Raw genomic sequence first — 18,208 nt, forward strand, 5'->3', positions numbered from 1 at the left:
CATAAAAAAACCCCGTTTCGACGGGGTTTTTTATTTTACCGCGGCAGGAAAACTTACTGCGCTGCCGTTGCCACTGATTTCGCGTCGTTGCTTTGCGCGGCGGTTGGGGCCTGGCTGGCTGTCGCATTGTCGGCTTTAGCTTTTTCAGCCGCGGCTTTTTCAGCGTCTGCTTTCTCTGCTTTGGCATTCTCGGCCGCTGCTTTATCGGCTGCTGCCTTATCTGCTTTGGCTTTTTCAGCGGCTGCTTTGTCCGCTTCAGCTTTCTCTGCTTTGGCTTTATCTGCGTCAGCTTTCTCTGCCTTCGCTTTTTCAGCGGCTGCTTTGTCCGCTTCAGCCTTCTCTGCTTTGGCTTTATCGGCGTCAGCTTTGTCGGCCTTCGCGTTGTCAGCCGGCTTATCGGTTGCGCTGTTAGCCGCTGCAGCAGCCGGTGCCGCATCGCTGTCAGGCTGAGCCGCTGCCGGTTTGGCTGCGGCCGCAGGTTGCATTGGGGTCCCCTGCAGCGCGCTATTTAACGCCTGCGAGAACTGATCCCAGCTGCAATAGCCATTCGCATCTGTCTGACAACCGGTCAGTTGCAGAGTAACGCGCTTTGGCGGATTTTTCAGGCTCAGTACATCGGCATCACGCAACTGATCGGCGGTCTGGTAAACGTACTCGACCTTCAGCAGATCTTTATCATTTTTGGCATCGTGCCAGCGCTCAAATACCACCTGACCGCCAATCGGCGTTTTTTCATAGGTATCAGGCAGCTCATACGGCTTCACCTGCAACGCACTCAGTAAGGAGGCGATGTTGGAGTCGTGGCCAACCATCAGGGTCACTTTTGGCGCATTGGCCTTGTCCTGATCGACTAACTGGCTACGGATGTAATCCACCAGCGGCGCCGCCACTTCACGGGCAATCGTCGGGCTGGTGAACAGCGTATCCTGATAACCATTTTTAATCGCAGACAGCTCTTTCCACTGCTCAGGCGTTTTGATCTGACCCCAGGCAACCTGATCCAGCGGGAAACCTTCATAATATTGCAGCGTAAAGGCATCCATCAGCGAGTTACCCACTTTTAACGGGCCACTGACGTTTGGTTCTTTGCCATTTTCCGCGCTGAAGCTGTTCTGGCCGCTGCTCAGATCACACTGCTTTTTGTTGTTACAGGCCGGAGAGGACTTGTAGTCAACGATCTTTTCCAGTCGCTGGAAAGCGGGCTTCAGCGCCAGCTTTTCATTAGCGGCAGCCATGTCAGCCAGCGCTTGCTTGTTGAACGCTTCGCTGCCATCGGTGATGACCGGATTGAAGATAGGATCCATGGTTCCCATCGCGTCCTGATGGGTGACGGCAACATCACAACCCGGGAAGGCACCATTCACAAAGAACTGGGCGGTGGCGACGGTACGCTGCAGGCTATTGGCGTAAACGAAGACGTTATTGCTATCAGGGCAGCTGCCATTCTGCACCAGACCCTGTTGCGCCAGCCACTGACGGGTGTAGTTACCCATGTAGATTTCCAGCACGCCGCCTTTGGTGGTCAGTTGTCCACCGGGCACATCCCATTGCGGCCAGCTTTTTTTAGTCGACTGCTCCAGCACGCTGCCATTATCCGCCAGCGGCGCACGCAAATTATGTCGACTTAACATCAGCACCTGTTGCAGTTGCATATCGCCATCAGCGGCGAAGGCTACCGTTCCGACAGGTAATGCTGCCAGCACTGATAATGCGCAAAGACTCAGTTTCTTGATCATTGTGCCTATTCCATTCATTCAGTAGAGAAACACTCTGGCTATCAACCGATTAGCTCGCCTCAGAGCGAAGTGCTAAACAGTGTAACCCAGCTCATCCAGGAAAATCGCCAGATGTTTACAAAAACAGTGAGTGGACTATAGCAGAGATGCGCCGGGCAGATGAACGCTGCCGCCCTCATCAGAAAGCTAAACGGGAGAATTTCGGAAATGCGGAAGACGGATCGCAGAAACAGAACAGGCCAGCACATTGTGCTGGCCTGTTCTGTAAAATGTGGCGGAGGAGGAGAGATTCGAACTCTCGGATGGTTTCCCATCGGCGGTTTTCAAGACCGCTGCCTTAAGCCGCTCGGCCACCCCTCCGTTTTGTAACATTACTGCATAAGCAAAATCATCATCAGACATTTTGCCGCTTTATCGCCTGAGCAGATAAAGTGGCGGAGGAGGAGAGATTCGAACTCTCGGATGGTTTCCCATCGGCGGTTTTCAAGACCGCTGCCTTAAGCCGCTCGGCCACCCCTCCGCAATGACGCGCACTATAAACATCCCGTTTAGCGATGTAAAGCATCGATCAATTCATTCGCCTGAAAAACAGTCAAATTGCTGTTATTCGATGTCAAAATCGCCACTCTGCTCAAAGAATTAGCGGAATAACGCGTAAAGAAGGGTAAAACACCTTTTCCCTCATTATTGCACTGCGTATTCTCAGCGCATATTTAGTGTTCTGCTAAAAGGAGCGCAACATGGAAAGAATTGTTACTTCATCGCAGTCGTCACTGCTGACGACCCATAAGGTCCTGCGTAATACCTATTTTCTGCTCGGCCTGACGCTCGCCTTCTCGGCGGTAACCGCTACGGCCAGTACACTGCTGGCCCTGCCTGCACCGGGACTGATCCTGATGCTGGTCGGCTTCTACGGTCTGATGTTTCTGACGTACCGTCTGGCCAATAGCCCGATGGGTATTCTGGCCGCTTTCGCCTTTACCGGCTTTCTTGGCTATTGCCTTGGTCCTATCCTCAGCTCGTTCCTGACTGCCGGCATGGGTGATGTAATTGCGCTGGCGCTGGGCGGTACTGCGCTGGTGTTCTTCTGCTGTTCGGCATATGTGCTGACCACCCGCCGCGATATGTCGTTCCTCGGCGGAATGATGATGGCCGGCTTTGTCGTGCTGCTGGTGGCGGTTATCGCTAACCTGTTCCTGCAACTGCCGGCGCTGCATCTGGCTATCAGCGCACTGTTTATTCTGTTCTCAGCCGGTGCGATTTTATGGGAAACCAGCAATATCATTCACGGCGGCGAAACGAACTATATCCGTGCAACGGTCAGCCTCTATGTCTCGCTGTATAACATCTTTATCAGCCTGCTGAGCATCCTCGGCTTCTCGCGCAGTAACTAACCGGTCACTGCCCGCGAAATCTGCTCAACCCCGCTTCGGCGGGGTTTTTGCTTTTTCCGGTGAGCGAATTTGGTAAAATACGCCGTAATTAATCAAGAGGACCGAACGTGAATTTCAACGGTAACGAAATCGCCGTCGATGCCGAAGGCTATCTGAAGCATCGTGACGACTGGAGTGAGGCACTGGCCAGCCAAATCGCCGACCAGGAAGGTATTGGGATGACCGAAGCACACTGGGAAGTGGTGAATTTTGTGCGGGCGTTTTACCTCGAATACAACACCTCGCCGGCGGTGCGGATGCTGGTTAAAGCAATGGCACAGAAATATGGCGAAGAGAAAGGCAACAGTCGCTATCTGTTTCGGCTGTTTCCTGAAGGGCCGGCCAAACAGGCGACCAAAATCGCTGGTCTGCCCAAACCGGCCAAATGCCTGTAACCCGGACTTTTAGTCAGCCGGTGGTAAAACCGCGCGGTGGCTGAGCGGGCTGATGTGGTTCCACCAGCACCTGGTCAACCCGGGCGCTGCGCGGCCCGCCCGCTTTTAGCCAGCTGATTAACGCATCAACCTGTTCAGACTCACCGCAGGCCAGCACTTCAACGCTGCCATCGTCCAGATTACGCGCATAGCCCTGCACGCCGAGCGTTTTTGCCTCGGCCTGAGTGCTGTAACGAAAACCGACGCCCTGTACGCGACCGTGAACCCACGCTTTGACACAGGCTACTGACATTTTTCACTCCTGCTGCTGTTCGTTGCAATTTCCCGTTATCCACCGGACAATGGCGCCTCATTTTTTCAGGTAAGCATAGCAAACTATGACAGTCAGATTGATTCTCGCGAAGGGACGTGAAAAGTCCCTGCTCCGTCGCCACCCCTGGGTCTTTTCGGGTGCGGTTGCCCGTATGGAAGGCAAAGCGCAACTGGGCGAAACCATTGATGTTTGTGACAGTAACGGTAAATGGCTGGCCCGTGCCGCCTGGTCACCTCAGTCGCAGATCCGTGCCCGCGTCTGGAGCTGGCAAGCTGATGAATCCATCGACATCGCCTTCTTTGTCCGCCGTTTTGAACAGGCGCAACAGTGGCGCGAATGGCTGGCTGCCCGAGATGGTCTGGATAGCTACCGGCTGGTTGCCGGTGAATCAGACGGTTTACCCGGCGTCACCATCGACCGCTTCGGCAACTTTTTAGTGATGCAGCTGTTATCTGCCGGGGCGGAATATCAGCGTCCGGCGATTATCTCGGCCTTGCAGCACTGCTTCCCGGGCTGCGCCATCTATGACCGCTCTGATGTTGCGGTGCGTAAAAAAGAGGGACTGGAACTGGCGCAGGGCACCGTCACCGGTGAGATCCCGCCGCCGCTGCTGCCGATTACCGAACATGGTATGAAGCTGCTGGTGGATATTCAGGGCGGCCATAAAACCGGCTATTACCTCGATCAGCGCGACAGCCGTCTGGCGACGCGCCGCTACGCCAAAGATGCCCGGGTGCTGAACTGCTTTTCCTATACCGGTGGATTTGCCGTCTCTGCCCTGATGGGCGGCTGTAAAGAAGTGATCAGCGTTGATACCTCACAGGATGCGCTGGATGTAGCGCGTCAGAACGTTGAACTCAACCAACTGGACGTGTCACGCGCCCGTTTCGAACGGGATGATGTTTTCAAACTGCTGCGTCGTTACCGTGACGCGGGCGAAAAGTTTGATCTGATCATCATGGATCCGCCGAAATTCGTTGAGAATAAAAGCCAGTTGATGGGCGCCTGTCGTGGCTATAAAGATATTAATATGCTGGCGATCCAGTTGCTCAACCCAGGCGGCATTTTGCTGACCTTCTCCTGCTCCGGCCTGATGGCGACCGATCTGTTCCAGAAGATCATTGCCGACGCGGCGCTGGATGCCGGACATGAGGTGCAGTTCATTGAGCAATTCCGTCAGGCGGCTGACCATCCAGTCATTGCCAGCTATCCGGAAGGTCTCTACCTGAAAGGTTTCGCCTGCCGGGTAATGTGACTTGAAAAAGTGGCTCCTGACCCCATATTGGATCAGGAGTACTTTTTTCGGAGGTCACTATGATTGCCAGTAAATTTGGTATTGGTCAGCAGGTTCGTCATCGTTTGTCCGGTGTGCTGGGCGTTATCGTCGATGTCGATCCGGAATACTCGTTAGATGAGCCTAAAATTGAAGACGTTGGCGCAGAAGAGAAGTTGCGCAGCGCGCCCTGGTATCATGTAGTGATGGAAGATGAGGAAGGCGATCAGGTGCATACCTACGTTGCTGAGATTCAGCTTGCCGGTGAAACCAGCGTTGAGCATCCGGAACAGCCGTCAATGGATGAACTGGCTGCGTCAGTCCGCCAGCAATTGCAGGCCCCCCATCTGCGACATTAATCTGTGGCGGCACGGTTTGCCGCCACGTCTGCTCTGTTAACGCGTGATTCCCAGACGCGGAATCTCAATCTTCGGGCAGCGATCCATAATCACCGTCATGCCCGCATCCTGTGCCAGCACCGCCGCCTGTTCATTAATCACCCCCAACTGAAGCCATAGCGTATCCGCGCCCGCCGCGATCGCTTCCTGCGCGACGCCCCATGCGGCTTCAGAATTGCGAAACACATCCACCATATCGATTTTCCCGGGCACCTCAGCCAGGGTGGCATAAGCCTGCTGTCCCAGCAGCGTTTTACCCGCCAGTTTCGGGCTGACCGGGATCACCTCGTAACCCTGATCGAGTAAATACTTCATCACCCCGTAACTCGGGCGCTCCGGGCGATCACTTGCGCCCACTAAAGCGATTCGCCGGCTGCGTGTCAGCACATCTCGAATTGTCTGATCGTTCATTGTTATCTCCTTTCTGGCCTGCGTTGAGTGTAGATTGGCCTGGTGGTTCACGGCTAAGCTGGCAGCGAAATTAATTGAACCGGCGCACGAATAAATATGTTCAAATGTAAATTAACTGCCATAATGTAAGAATTTGCTACACACCTTCCCTTGCGCCCACTGCTACTGGAGTTGAAATGAAGCTGTCGCTGGCTGTCACGGGGTTGTTAACACTCCTCGTCTCGGCGTCTTGTTCTGCCATCACCTTAAAGCTCGATCCGCAGATTGACCTGTTAGTGCTGGATGGCCGAAAAATTTCAGGCTCGCTCCTCAAAGGCGCTGACAGCTTAGAGCTGGATCGCGGTCAGCATCAGTTTCTGTTTCGGGTTGAAAAGCAGCGCAACGATCGGCCGGATATGGTTCAGCGCTACCAGTCGGTACCGATGATCGTTACGTTTACCGCCGCCGCCAAAACCATCACCATTAAGCTGCCGCCACTGGAGACGAAACGCGAGCGTTACCATTTCGATCGCAGCCTCAATTTCCAGCTGGTGGATGAGCACGGCAAAGAGATTGTCAGTATGCGTGACCATCTGCCGGCCAGCGCCACCGCGGATATGGAAAAGGCGATGCTCAACTATAATCGCACCGGTCAGGTAGCCTCCGTGCCGCAGTTTGCCCGGCAGGTAAAGAGTTCCGCCCCCTCCGCCCGGTTAACTGCCGATCTTGCCTGGACCACCCAGGCGGAATTGCCCTCGCTACACCGCTGGTTTCAGCGTTTCGATGAAGCAACCCGCCAGCAGTTTATGACGCTGGTCAAAATGTTGCGTACGAGTTGATAGAGAGGAAAGGCCAGGGGTAAACTCATGCCACCGATTCTTCCGCATGAGACTTATCAGGAAGCCTTTATGGAACAAACCGTTCGTACCCTTGGCATAAAAAAACATATCGCACTGGTCGCCCATGACCATTGCAAAGCCGCGTTACTCGACTGGGTTAAACAAAACCAGGCCGCTCTCGAACCGCATACCCTTTACGCCACCGGCACCACCGGCACGCTGATCAATCGGCATACCGGTTTAACCGTTAACGCCATGCTGAGTGGCCCGATGGGCGGCGATCAGCAGGTTGGCGCAATGATCTCCGAAGGCAAAATTGATGCGCTTATGTTTTTCTGGGACCCGCTGAATGCGGTGCCGCACGATCCGGATGTCAAAGCGCTGCTGCGCCTGGCGACCGTGTGGAACATTCCGGTCGCCACCAACCGCTCAACCGCCGACTTCATTATTCAGTCGCCGCTGTTTGCCGGCGCGGTCGATATTATGATCCCCGATTATCAGCGCTACATGGCAGAACGCCTGAAGTAATTCAGGCTTTGCGCAGCACCGGTACACCGAGTTCGCGGAACTGTTCGACAAATACTGACGGCTGCGCTTTATCGAACATCAGCCAGACCTGCTGACGCGCCCGCGTCAGCGCCACATAGGCCAGACGTCGCTCTTCTGCATCCGGGAACGCTTCCGGCTGCGGTAACAATCCCTGTTCGATGATCGATTCGCGCGCCGCCGCAGGAAAGCCTTCTTTCCCCTGCTGTAAGCCGAGCAGAATCACGTAATCTGCCTGCTGTCCTTTACTGGCGTGAATCGTCATAAAATCCAGCTTGAGCTTTGGCCAGCGGGTCTTCGCTTTCTCCAGCAGTTCAGGCCGCAGGTAGTGGTAACGCGCCAGCAGCAGGATCCGTTCCTCCGGTTTTGCGTAGCCGCTGAGCTTGTTCAGCAGCCCTTCAAGCTGATCCTGCGCCAGCAGCGAAATCGACTTCTTATTCCCCCTGGTCACGCTATTAAGCGGTTTGCGTAACTGCTGTGGGTTTTGCTGCACAAAGCGATTGGCGATCTCTCCAATGCGATCGTTGAAGCGATAGGTGGTGTCCAGCACACAGCGATCGCCTTCACCAAAATAGTGATGAAAGGCGGTGGTCAGCGACATTTCTGCCCCGCTGAAACGGTAGATCGCCTGCCAGTCATCTCCCACCGCAAACAGCGAGGTACGCTTATTCTGCTGGCGTAATGCGGTCAGCAGCGCTGCGCGTTGCGGGGAAATATCCTGGAATTCATCGACCAGAATATGTTTCCACGGGCTGATGAAACGGCCCTTTTCCAGTATTGCAATCGCCTGGTGAATCAGGCCGGAAAAATCGACTGCGCCCTCCTCTTTCAGCGCACTCTTCCAGGCTTTCAGCAGCGGAGCCATTAGCCGGATGCGTTTGCTGAACAGGTCGCGCGTTTCGTCCGGCACTTCAGCAATCATCGCCGCCTGGGCGCCGCCGTGCATCCGCATCAGGCTCAGCCAGCGCTCCAGTCGCGTTGCCAGCCGGTTAGCCAGCCGGTCATCCTGCCAGAACGCGCCGTCCGGCAACTCCCACTCCAGCTCATCACGCAGCCATTGCCGCCAGCCGTTGGCCTGCGCTTTCTTCTCACTGCACTGCTGACGCCAGTGCTGAATCAGTAAGGCGCGGCGAGCCTCGGTATCGCTCTCCAGTTTACTGATCGCCGGCTGCTTATTACTGCCTTCGCGAATAATGTGCAGCGCCAGCGAATGAAAGGTACGCGCCTGAATCTCGCTGGCACCCAGTCGGGACTGGATCCGATCGTTCATCTCCTCCGCAGCCTGTCGGCCAAAGGCCAGCAGCAGGATTTGATCGGCGCTGGCCAGCCTGCGCTGCATCAGCCAGCCTGCCCGCGCCACCAGCACCGAGGTCTTACCGCTACCGGCACCCGCCAGCACCAGCAACGAAGCCTCACCGTTCACCACGGCTTCACTCTGGGCGGTATTCAGCGGCGTCGTTTCTACGCTGGCAAAGAAATCGTGGTAACGCGTCAGCATGGAGGCGGTCCAGTCACGGTTACGCTGACGCAGTGCCGTCTCGCCCTGCTCCAGCCAGCGCTGGCAAAATTCCAGGTCATCACGACAGGTGGCAAACTCATTGAGGCGGGTCAGCGGCAAGGGTAAGGCATCGAACTGTTTCACGATCTGCGCTTTTAAATCCTGCAGCTCACTGCGATTGAGCCAGCGATCCTGGGTGCTAAACGCTTCAATCGCGCTACGCAGCGCTTGCAGAACCTCACTGCACACCTCGCTCATCTCCAGGCTCCACTGCTGCCAGGATTGCAGCAGATAGTGATGAAAACGCTGCGTTTCCTGCCATTCCGTCCCGTGCAGCCGGACCACTTTTTCGTCAGCCAGTAAAAATTCCAGTTCACCCCACACCAGCCCGCGCTTGCAGGTGATATCCAGCAGCTGGTTAAAAGGGATCAGGTACTCATGCTTATCGCCGCTGACTTCCACGCCAGCCGCCATCAGACGGACCCGATTATAAGGATGCTGGGCAAGCCGTTTGCCCATGGAGGTTGCTTTCAGTTCCACGCCGACACCAACGACAGAGAATAGGATTAGGGGGAGTTTACCTGTCAGACCCTTGGCGCTCCAGCCTTAAAACAGGCTAAACTTGGCGTCACATCTTGCGGAATGCAAAAGGAAAAAAATGTCATGCGCACCGTCTTAAACGTTCTTAATTTCGTTCTGGGTGGCTTTTTCACCACCCTGAGCTGGCTGTTTGCCACCTTAATCAGCATTGTGCTGATTTTTACCCTGCCGCTGACCCGCTCCTGCTGGGAAATTACCAAACTGTCGCTGTTGCCATTTGGCAATGAAGCGGTGCATGTCGACGTGCTGCGCCCGGAAAACCGGAGTCACATCATGAACACCGGCGGAACCTTCCTGAATATCTTCTGGCTGATCTTCTTTGGCTGGTGGCTCTGCCTGTCGCACATTTCGGTCGGCATTGTGCAGTGCATCAGCATCATCGGCATTCCGGTCGGTATCGCTAACTTCAAAATTGCCGCGATTGCGCTGTGGCCGGTAGGACGCCGCGTCGTATCGGTGGAAGAGGCGCGTGCCGCGCGCGAAGCCAATGCCCGTCGCTATTAGTATGATGTCGAAAAGCCTGCCCGGCTGGCGGCAGTATCTGTTTAACAGTACCTGGCGCTACCTGCTGCGCATTCTGTTTGCGCTGAGCGGGTGTGCCGCCATTCCCTGGTGGCTGCACCAGATTGAGTGGACCATCCCGCTGACGCTGGGCGTGGTGGCCGCGGCGCTGGCGGATCTTGACGATCGGCTAGCCGGGCGGCTAAAGAATCTGCTGATCACCCTGCTCTGCTTCTGTATCGCTTCGGTGTCGGTTGAACTGCTGTTTCCCTACCCGCTGGCGTTTATTGCCGGACTGGCGATCTCCACCTGGGGCTTCATTCTGCTGGGGGCGCTCGGTCAGCGCTACGCCACCATTGCCTTTGGTGCCTTGCTGATTGCGGTCTATACCATGCTCGGCATCGGGTTGTTCAGCCAGTGGTATATGCAGCCGATTCTGTTGCTGGTGGGCGCGCTCTGGTACAACCTGCTGACCCTGCTCGGTCACCTGATGTTTCCGGTTCGGCCGGTTCAGGAACAACTGGCGGGCAGTTTTTCCCAGCTGGCGCGTTATCTGGATGCCAAAGCCAATCTGTTCGATCCGGATGCTGGCGAACAGGATGATGCGACCTTTATTGATGCCGCGATGGTCAACAGCCAGCTCGTCGCCCAGCTCAATCTGACCAAGACCACTCTGCAGAGCCGGTTGCGTGGCGATCGCGGTTCACGTGGTACCCGGCGCAGTCTGCACTACTACTTTGTGGCGCAGGATATCCATGAACGTGCCAGCTCTTCTCATCTGCAATATCACCTGCTGCGTGGTGACTGGCGCTATAACGAGATCCTGTTCCGCTTCCAGCGCTTACTCAATATGCAGGCCCAGGCCTGTCGGCAGCTGGCGCACTCTATTTTAATGCGTGAACGCTGGGTGCACGACAGCCGGTTTGAGCGGGCATTTGAACGGCTGCAAAAAGCCATAGAACGCCTTGAGCAGCGTGAGCCAGAGGCCACCCATACCCGTGCGCTTTACTGGCTGCTGCGCAACCTGCAGGCGATTGACGCCCAGCTGGCCTCTATCGAATCGGAGCAGACGCTGGCAGGCGACGATCCGCAGCACAGCGACAATCTGCTGTCACGCGAAGGTTTGAGCGGCTGGAGCGATATCAGGCTGCGCTTCAGTCGCCACCTTACCCCCGCTTCGGCGCTGTTCCGCCACGCGGTGCGGATGTCGGTGGTGCTGTGTATCGGTTACGGCTTCATTCAGATCACCGGCCTGGAGCGAGGCTACTGGATACTGCTGACCAGTCTGTTTGTCTGCCAGCCCAACTATAATGCGACACAGCGGCGGCTGGCGCTGCGTATTGGCGGGACGCTGGCCGGGATCGCTATTGGTCTGCCGGTGCTCTGGCTGGTGCCCTCGGTCGAAGGGCAACTGATTCTAATCGTGATCAGCGGGGTGCTGTTTTTCGCCTTCCGACAGGTGCAGTATGCGCAGGCCACGCTGTTTATCACGCTGCTGGTGCTGCTCTGTTTTAACCTGCTCGGCGAAGGATTTGAGGTGGCTTTACCGCGGGTGGTCGATACGCTTTTGGGCTGCGGTCTGGCCTGGCTGGCCGTCGCCTTTATCTGGCCAGACTGGCGCTTCCGTCAGCTACCGGCGGTAGCAGAACGCACCTTACAGGCCAACTGCCGCTATCTGGATGCGATTATGGAGCAATACCATCAGGGCAAAGATAACCGCCTGGCTTATCGCATCGCCCGGCGGGATGCGCATAATGCCGATGCCGAACTGGCGTCGGTGGTCTCCAACATGAGCAGTGAAAGCCGTACCAGCCAGACAATGCGTGATTCCGCTTTTCAGTTGCTGTGCTCAAATCACTCTTTCCTGAGCTATATCTCTGCACTGGGTGCGCATCGCGATAAAATTAGCGAACCGGAACTGCTCAAACTGCTGGATGATACGGTCTGTTATGTTGAGGATGTGCTGCAAACGGATGTCGTCAGCGATCAACAGGCTGAGACGATGCGTCATCAACTGGCTCAGCGGATCAGCCAGCTGGCCGCCGATGCGGATACACGTGCGCCACTGGTATTGCAGCAACTCGGCTTGCTGGTGGCGCTGATGCCTGAAGTCGCTCGCCTGCGCCGCACGCTTAACGCCGATTAGTTTACGCCGCCTTTGGGATTCAGCGTCATCAGTACGGTGCGCTGAAACCAGGCATTGAGTTCCGCCCTGACCGCCTGTGGCAGGGCGGCATAGTGATGGCCCGATATCGCCCCCTCCAGCGCCAGCAGCGTCTGTAGCCCGACATGCTGGTTTACCGCTTTCAGCTTCAGCCAGCATTGCTTAGCGCCGATCTCATACAGATGCTGCACGTTCAGAATACCCGCCTCATGTAACATCATCTCCATACGCACACTGAGATTAGGCAGATCTTTTAAGCGCAGTGATAACTGCTTACGCTGCTGCTCTTCCCTTGCGGTCTCCAGTGACGCAGCGGATAACGTCAGCAGATGCGCTGGCGCATGCCATAAAGCGTCATCAACCCGATAGTAGTTAAGGCTGACCAGTACGCCACGCTTACGAAAGATTAATGGCTCGAGTGGACGCTGTGCGATGTATTCACGCAGTGGCTCGCTGGCGCGCAGATAGAGTGCGTCATTATTTACCAAAGCAAAAACTACCCGTTCGACAGCCAGCGCATAGCCACCAAACTGGGTTCGCGACTCGATCGAGCCCAGCGGGGCCAGCTGCGCTCTGGAACGTTCAATGATCGGATTTAACTTTTTCATCACATCACCTCCGTGTTATAGAAATATCTGAAATTATGTTTGGTTTCAGATAATTAGAAGATAGGAAAAAGCCTTATCCGGTTCAATGAATTAATAGCGGTTCCGCTAACCTTGTGACGTTTTTGCGAGGCGTTATCAGAAATTTGGGTTGATCTTTATGCGTAACGCCAGTACTGTATATTCATACAGTCCACTGCTGAGTGATTAACTTATGCGAACACAACATCCGAACAATGCACGCTATGCTCATCATTACGCGTCCTCTTCCGTATCCGCTTCTCAGCATGGCTGGATTACTGAGTTACGCTATAGTGAGCAGCCCGGAATGATGCAGATGTTACTGTTGCCGCTGTTGCAGCAGCTGAGTCAGCAGTCGCGCTGGCAACTGTGGTTAACCCCTGCGCATAAGCTGAACCGTGCCTGGTTACAGCAGTCCGGCTTGCCGCTGGATAAGAGCATGCATATTGCCGATTCTGAGCGTATGAACGCAGTTGAGGCGATGATAAAAGCGCTGCGTACCGGAAATTACAGTGTCGTTCTGGCATGGATTCCGTACGAACTGGATGAAGATGAACGACGTCAACTGGAAAATGCAGCGGCCGAAGGCGATGCCCTGGGATTGATTTTGCGGTCGAGTGGAACACCCGAAGCGCCTCTCGGACCACAAAATGCGCTAAAAATTCAGTCGGATTTGTTTCATTAAGTAAAAGTCGGAACTTTCTCAAGCTATATTTCTTATCTGTCGTCGCTAAACCACTGATTCTGTTAGTTCGAGCGTTGACAATGGTTTAGCAGGTTTTTTGGCTATTGATCCGCGACGATAATACCAGGCTAATTGTTAGAATTTGTGTATAAATCTCTGTTTTTTTACAGAAGCGCCTCACATCATACTTGTAAGTTTCCAATCTCGTTGTAGACTTTATCTCGCCAGGGTGCTCAATAACCTCCGTTTTTTTGCGGTAGAGTCATAAGCGAGCGTTTTGACCCGGCGAAGGATTAAACCAAGAGCAACCTTTTTGCTCATTGCCTATTTGGATGATAACGAGGCGCAAAATGAAAAAGACAGCTATCGCAATTGCAGTGGCACTGGCTGGCTTCGCTACCGTAGCGCAGGCCGCTCCGAAAGATGACACCTGGTACACCGGTGCTAAACTGGGCTGGTCTCAGTACCACGACACTGGTTACTACGGTAACGGTTACCAAAACAATGACGGTCCAACTCACGAAAGCCAGCTGGGTGCAGGTGCATTCGTTGGTTACCAGGCAAATCCATACCTGGGCTTCGAGCTGGGCTATGACTGGCTGGGTCGCATGCCTAATAAAGGCAACGTGACTAACGGCGCGTTCAAAGCACAAGGCATTCAGCTGGCTGCTAAACTGAGCTACCCAATTTATGACGATCTGGACGTGTATACTCGTCTGGGCGGCATGGTATGGCGTGCAGACTCAACGCAGACTAATCCTGTTAATGGCCGCATCAGCGACCACGACACCGGTGTTTCTCCACTGGCAGCAGTTGGTGTTGAGTATGCGCTGACCAAAAACTGGGCTACCCGTCTGGATTACCAGTGGGTTAACAACATTGGTGATGCACAGACCGTTGGTACCCGTCCAGACAACGGCATGCTGAGCGTAGGCGTTTCATACCGCTTCGGTCAGGATGAAGCTGCTCCAGCACCAGCTCCGGCTCCAGCGCCAGCACCAGTTGTTGAAACCAAGCGTTTCACTCTGAAGTCTGACGTTCTGTTCACCTTCAACAAAGCTACCCTGAAGCCAGAAGGTCAGCAGGCTCTGGATCAGCTGTACAGCCAGCTGAGCTCAATGGATCCTAAAGATGGTTCCGTTGTCGTACTGGGCTTCACCGATCGCATCGGTTCAGAGCAGTACAACCAGAAACTGTCTGAGAAACGTGCTCAGTCAGTAGTAGATTACCTGGTATCTAAAGGTATCCCTTCTAACAAGATCTCTGCACGTGGCATGGGTGAATCTAACCCAGTTACCGGCAACACCTGTGACAGCGTGAAAGGCCGCAATGCCCTGATCGACTGCCTGGCGCCGGACCGTCGTGTAGAAATCGACGTTAAAGGCATCAAAGACGTTGTAACTCAGCCACAGGCTTAAGTTTACACGTAATAAAAAACCCCGCTAAGGCGGGGTTTTTTTATGCCAGTCTGTCGGCAAAGTTGCCAGACTATACGGGTGTAGTTACTCTTTTTCTGAGCCAGACTTACCGAGAATCGCCTGCAGATCTTCTCTGAGACTCGACATCTGATTGGCATACTTCTCTTTGCGTTCGGCATCTTCAATCAACTGCACTACCGTCTCAGACAAGGTACTGTTACGCCGTTGCGCCAGTCCTGCCAGCCGTTGCCAGACCAGATACTCAAGGTCAATCGACTTCTTCCGCGTATGCTGATGCTCAGCATTGAAGTGACGTTTGCGCCGCGCACGAATGGTCTGCTTAAGCCGATTATCCAGGTCGGCATGAATATGCTCAGCAATCCATTCGTTGACCGTAACCGGATTATTTTCCATCGCCAGCAGCTTATCGACTGCCGCCTGCGCCGCACTTAATTCAAGGTGACGCGTGATCAGTTCACCTTCCCGATGTTTTTTCACCAGGTATTTCCATTTCCATCCACTTTCAAGATTTTCGAGTTGCTGGTATTTCATCGGAATCTCATCGTGATCACGTAACGAGCTAAGAATAACAGCTTTTTTCCCGGATGCAGCAACGAAAAACATGCTGTCAACGTCACATCTTCAACAGGAAGTCTGCAGTGCTTAACAAGGGTGAATCCTGTATAATCTCGCTTTTCTTAAATCAGACAAATGCGATTATTTTGACCAGCACCCAACTTACGTGGCAAACCTTACAGCCGGATAGCGCACAATACCAATCCGTTTTCTCCCGAATTGCTGATGAAGAAACCGATGCTCTGGCAACGGTACAGCCCCGATTGCTGAATGCACTGGCGCATTTACACCACCAGACGCAGGGATTCCCGTTACTGCTGGTTCGCAGCCAGGAAAATCGCGACTACCTGGCGCAGATAGCCCAGGCGGCTCAGCGGGTCATGGAGGAGACCACCACGCTGTATGGTGGTGATTACCATATCATGGCCGACAACGTCACGCTGCAGCCCCCTTCTGACCCGCAACGTCCTTTCACCAGTCAGGGCGGTATTCACTTCGCCGACTGGATTGAGACCGAACAGCTGTTTGGCTGCGTGCGTCAGCATAAAGATCGAATTCAGCTTGAGCCGGGCCTGATCCATCGCGCTAACGGCGGCACACTGGTGCTCTCGCTGCGCAGTTTTATGACCCAGCCGATCCTCTGGTTACGCCTGAAGAAATGCATCGAGCAGGGTTATGTCGACTGGACCTCTCAGGATGAACGCCGCCCGCTGCCGATCGCTATCCCGCCGCTGCCACTGCAGTTAAATCTGGTCCTGTGCGGCGATCGAGAAGCGCTGGCTGATTTTCAGGAACTCGATCCTGAAGCACATGAAATGGCGATCTACACCGAATTTGAAGAGAACATTCAGATTCTGGATGAAGATGACATGCTCGCTTGGTGCCGCTGGACTGCTGAGCTGGCGCAGCAAGCCGGGCTGCCGTTACCGGAAGTGGATTTCTGGCCAGAGTTGATTAAAGAAGGCGTGCGATTCAGCGGCGATCAGGAAACGTTGCCGCTCTGCCCGCGCTGGTTACAACGCCAGATGCGTGAGTCAGCGCTGATGGGCGAAAAGCTGAATGCGGAAGCGCTGCGTGATGCGCTGGAAGCGCGCCTGTGGCGTGAAAATTATCTCAACGAGCGGATGCGCGATGAGATCCTGCTGAAACAGATCCTGATTGAGACCGAAGGCGAAGTGGTCGGCCAGATTAACGGCCTGTCAGTGGTGGAGTATCCCGGTCATCCACGCGCCTGGGGCGATCCATCACGTATTACCTGCGTAGTGCATCCCGGCGACGGCGAATTTACCGATGTTGAACGCAAAGCAGAACTGGGCGGCAATATTCATGCGAAAGGCATGATGATTATGCAGGCCTATCTGATTGCCGAGCTGGAACTGGAACAGCAGTTGCCCTTCTCGGCGTCGCTGGTGTTTGAACAATCCTATTCGGAAGTCGACGGCGACAGCGCCTCGCTGGCAGAGCTGTGTGCGCTGATTAGCGCGCTGGCAAACCAGCCGGTCAATCAACAAATTGCGGTTACCGGCTCGGTCGATCAGTTTGGTAATGTGCAGCCGGTCGGCGGGCTGAACGAAAAAATCGAAGGCTTCTTCGATATTTGCCATCAGCGCGAACTGACCGGCCAGCAGGGTGTCATTATTCCTGCCTGCAACGTACGCCACCTGAGTCTGAATCAGGCGGTGGTCAGCGCGGTTGAGCAAGGTCGCTTCCATATCTGGGCGATTGAACGTGCTGATGAAGCACTGCCGCTGCTGACCGGCAAAGTCTGGGATACTGAGGATGGTGAAGGCGACAGCCTGCTGCGCACCATTCAGGAACGTATTAGCCAACTGAACCAGTCGGACGTGCCGTACCGTCCATGGGGACTACGCTGGCTTAACTGGTTCAACCACCGTTAATCCGATTTGCTCAGCGTACAACTGTTCGCTAATATTCGTGATTCACTAAAAAAAGGCTTATTGTAAACATGGTAGATAAACGCGAATCCTATACCAAAGAAGATCTGATTCTGTCAGGTCGTGGTGAACTGTTTGGCGAAAATGGTCCGCCGCTTCCGTCAGGCAACATGTTGATGATGGACCGCGTGGTCAAGATGACCGAAGACGGCGGCAAATATGATAAAGGCTTTGTTGAAGCAGAGCTGGATATCAATCCTGACCTTTGGTTCTTCGGTTGCCACTTTATTGGCGACCCGGTAATGCCAGGTTGCTTAGGTCTGGATGCCATGTGGCAGCTGGTCGGTTTCTATCTGGGCTGGCTGGGTGGCGAAGGTAAAGGTCGTGCGCTGGGCGTAGGTGAAGTGAGATTTACCGGTCAGGTTCTGCCTGAAGCGAAGAAAGTCACTTACCGTATTCACTTCAAACGCGTTATCAACCGTAAACTGGTGATGGGCGTTGCCGATGGCGAAGTGCTGGTCGATGGCAATCTGATCTACACTGCCAGCGATCTGAAAGTGGGCCTGTTCAAAGATACGGCGGCTTTCTAAGCATTACCCCGCAGAAACGAAAACCTCCGCGCGCAGCGGAGGTTATATTCCCTTTTCAGTGACATCCGGCTAGGCAGCTACCGACCTGTCCTCCATGGCTTGTCGCCACCCTCCCAACCAGTGAGACTTAGCGTCAATCATCTGATACGGACACATCTCTTTTGAGCGTCCAGTAATGCCTGCCTGATAACCACGTGAATGGGCGCGTTCGAGGCGGTCTCGTTTCTGTCTCTTCATACTCCGTGTCCCTCATGTAAGGTCTGTGGAATCTGGTGGAAAGAAAAAGGTGGTGAATTAATGTTCAACCACCCTAATGTTCTACCCGCTACGCG

The 18,208-nt window shown here is 54.5% G+C and carries 19 protein-coding genes and 2 tRNA genes; 12 read left to right on the top strand and 9 right to left on the bottom strand.

Annotation, left to right across the window (positions count from 1 at the left end; all coding sequences use genetic code 11):
• Positions 1-53: 53 nt before the first annotated feature.
• The 3 genes from agp to ACLIBF_RS14020 form a co-directional block, all read right to left on the bottom strand.
• Entirely contained in the window at positions 54-1,736 is a 1,683-nt protein-coding gene (agp, locus tag ACLIBF_RS14010; RefSeq protein ID WP_448309997.1) for a bifunctional glucose-1-phosphatase/inositol phosphatase, read from the bottom strand.
• A 272-nt stretch (positions 1,737-2,008) separates the two neighbouring features.
• A tRNA-Ser gene (locus ACLIBF_RS14015) sits at positions 2,009-2,096 on the bottom strand.
• 72 nt (positions 2,097-2,168) lie between these two features.
• Positions 2,169-2,256: transfer RNA gene (locus ACLIBF_RS14020), tRNA-Ser, on the bottom strand.
• Between the two features lie 220 nt (positions 2,257-2,476).
• On the opposite strand from ACLIBF_RS14020, the gene yccA reads away from it, so the two are divergent.
• The gene (gene yccA, locus ACLIBF_RS14025) at positions 2,477-3,130 is read left to right on the top strand and encodes an FtsH protease modulator YccA (RefSeq protein ID WP_031376104.1); all 654 of its coding nucleotides are present in this window, start codon (positions 2,477-2,479) and stop codon (positions 3,128-3,130) included.
• Between the two features lie 107 nt (positions 3,131-3,237).
• Entirely contained in the window at positions 3,238-3,564 is a 327-nt protein-coding gene (locus tag ACLIBF_RS14030; RefSeq protein ID WP_279809359.1) for a TusE/DsrC/DsvC family sulfur relay protein, read from the top strand.
• 13 nt (positions 3,565-3,577) lie between these two features.
• Here ACLIBF_RS14030 and yccX read toward each other — a convergent pair whose 3' ends face one another.
• Positions 3,578-3,856: an acylphosphatase gene (gene yccX, locus ACLIBF_RS14035; RefSeq protein WP_031376106.1), complete on the bottom strand. Its 279-nt coding sequence runs from the start codon at positions 3,854-3,856 to the stop codon at positions 3,578-3,580.
• An 85-nt stretch (positions 3,857-3,941) separates the two neighbouring features.
• Between yccX and rlmI the strand changes: the two genes are divergently transcribed.
• A complete protein-coding gene (gene rlmI, locus ACLIBF_RS14040) occupies positions 3,942-5,132 on the top strand; it encodes a 23S rRNA (cytosine(1962)-C(5))-methyltransferase RlmI (RefSeq protein WP_046288409.1) in 1,191 nt (396 codons plus the stop codon).
• Positions 5,133-5,191: 59 nt separating this feature from the next.
• On the top strand, positions 5,192-5,509 hold the full coding sequence (hspQ, locus tag ACLIBF_RS14045; protein ID WP_031376107.1) for a heat shock protein HspQ: 318 nt from the start codon (positions 5,192-5,194) through the stop codon (positions 5,507-5,509).
• A 36-nt stretch (positions 5,510-5,545) separates the two neighbouring features.
• Here the strand turns inward: hspQ and ACLIBF_RS14050 are convergent, their stop codons facing one another.
• Positions 5,546-5,959 (bottom strand): CoA-binding protein, encoded by a 414-nt coding sequence (locus tag ACLIBF_RS14050; RefSeq protein ID WP_159223707.1) that lies wholly within the window; start codon positions 5,957-5,959, stop codon positions 5,546-5,548.
• Positions 5,960-6,135: 176 nt separating this feature from the next.
• Here ACLIBF_RS14050 and ACLIBF_RS14055 point away from each other — a divergent pair, with 176 nt between their 5' ends.
• Both ACLIBF_RS14055 and mgsA read left to right on the top strand, forming a co-directional pair.
• The gene (locus ACLIBF_RS14055) at positions 6,136-6,777 is read left to right on the top strand and encodes a YccT family protein (protein WP_031376109.1); all 642 of its coding nucleotides are present in this window, start codon (positions 6,136-6,138) and stop codon (positions 6,775-6,777) included.
• Positions 6,778-6,846: 69 nt separating this feature from the next.
• A complete protein-coding gene (gene mgsA / locus ACLIBF_RS14060) occupies positions 6,847-7,305 on the top strand; it encodes a methylglyoxal synthase (protein WP_031376110.1) in 459 nt (152 codons plus the stop codon).
• Between the two features lies 1 nt (position 7,306).
• Here mgsA and helD read toward each other — a convergent pair whose 3' ends face one another.
• Positions 7,307-9,361, bottom strand: coding sequence for a DNA helicase IV (gene helD / locus ACLIBF_RS14065; protein WP_031376111.1), 2,055 nt, complete (start codon positions 9,359-9,361; stop codon positions 7,307-7,309).
• Positions 9,362-9,484: 123 nt separating this feature from the next.
• Between helD and ACLIBF_RS14070 the strand changes: the two genes are divergently transcribed.
• Both ACLIBF_RS14070 and yccS read left to right on the top strand, forming a co-directional pair.
• Entirely contained in the window at positions 9,485-9,925 is a 441-nt protein-coding gene (locus tag ACLIBF_RS14070) for a YccF domain-containing protein (protein WP_031376112.1), read from the top strand.
• The gene (gene yccS / locus ACLIBF_RS14075) at positions 9,909-12,068 is read left to right on the top strand and encodes a YccS family putative transporter (protein WP_031376113.1); all 2,160 of its coding nucleotides are present in this window, start codon (positions 9,909-9,911) and stop codon (positions 12,066-12,068) included. Before ACLIBF_RS14070 ends, yccS begins: the two co-directional genes overlap by 17 nt.
• On the opposite strand, the gene ACLIBF_RS14080 is transcribed toward yccS, so the two are convergent.
• A complete protein-coding gene (locus ACLIBF_RS14080; RefSeq protein WP_089561077.1) occupies positions 12,065-12,694 on the bottom strand; it encodes a TfoX/Sxy family DNA transformation protein in 630 nt (209 codons plus the stop codon). The genes yccS and ACLIBF_RS14080 overlap by 4 nt on opposite strands.
• A gap of 211 nt (positions 12,695-12,905) precedes the next feature.
• Here ACLIBF_RS14080 and sulA point away from each other — a divergent pair, with 211 nt between their 5' ends.
• On the top strand, positions 12,906-13,397 hold the full coding sequence (gene sulA / locus ACLIBF_RS14085) for an SOS-induced cell division inhibitor SulA (RefSeq protein ID WP_031376115.1): 492 nt from the start codon (positions 12,906-12,908) through the stop codon (positions 13,395-13,397).
• Between the two features lie 350 nt (positions 13,398-13,747).
• The gene (gene ompA / locus ACLIBF_RS14090; RefSeq protein WP_031376116.1) at positions 13,748-14,815 is read left to right on the top strand and encodes a porin OmpA; all 1,068 of its coding nucleotides are present in this window, start codon (positions 13,748-13,750) and stop codon (positions 14,813-14,815) included.
• Positions 14,816-14,899: 84 nt separating this feature from the next.
• Here the strand turns inward: ompA and matP are convergent, their stop codons facing one another.
• Positions 14,900-15,367, bottom strand: coding sequence for a macrodomain Ter protein MatP (matP, locus tag ACLIBF_RS14095; RefSeq protein ID WP_139807893.1), 468 nt, complete (start codon positions 15,365-15,367; stop codon positions 14,900-14,902).
• 53 nt (positions 15,368-15,420) lie between these two features.
• On the opposite strand from matP, the gene ACLIBF_RS14100 reads away from it, so the two are divergent.
• A complete protein-coding gene (locus tag ACLIBF_RS14100) occupies positions 15,421-17,289 on the top strand; it encodes an AAA family ATPase (RefSeq protein WP_448310001.1) in 1,869 nt (622 codons plus the stop codon).
• 68 nt (positions 17,290-17,357) lie between these two features.
• On the top strand, positions 17,358-17,876 hold the full coding sequence (gene fabA / locus ACLIBF_RS14105; RefSeq protein ID WP_448310002.1) for a bifunctional 3-hydroxydecanoyl-ACP dehydratase/trans-2-decenoyl-ACP isomerase: 519 nt from the start codon (positions 17,358-17,360) through the stop codon (positions 17,874-17,876).
• A 69-nt stretch (positions 17,877-17,945) separates the two neighbouring features.
• Here the strand turns inward: fabA and rmf are convergent, their stop codons facing one another.
• Positions 17,946-18,113, bottom strand: a complete 168-nt coding sequence (gene rmf, locus ACLIBF_RS14110) for a ribosome modulation factor (RefSeq protein WP_072050988.1) — start codon at positions 18,111-18,113, stop codon at positions 17,946-17,948.
• Positions 18,114-18,208: the final 95 nt, after the last annotated feature.

The sequence above is a fragment of the Pantoea sp. PGP6 genome (genome assembly GCF_053474785.1).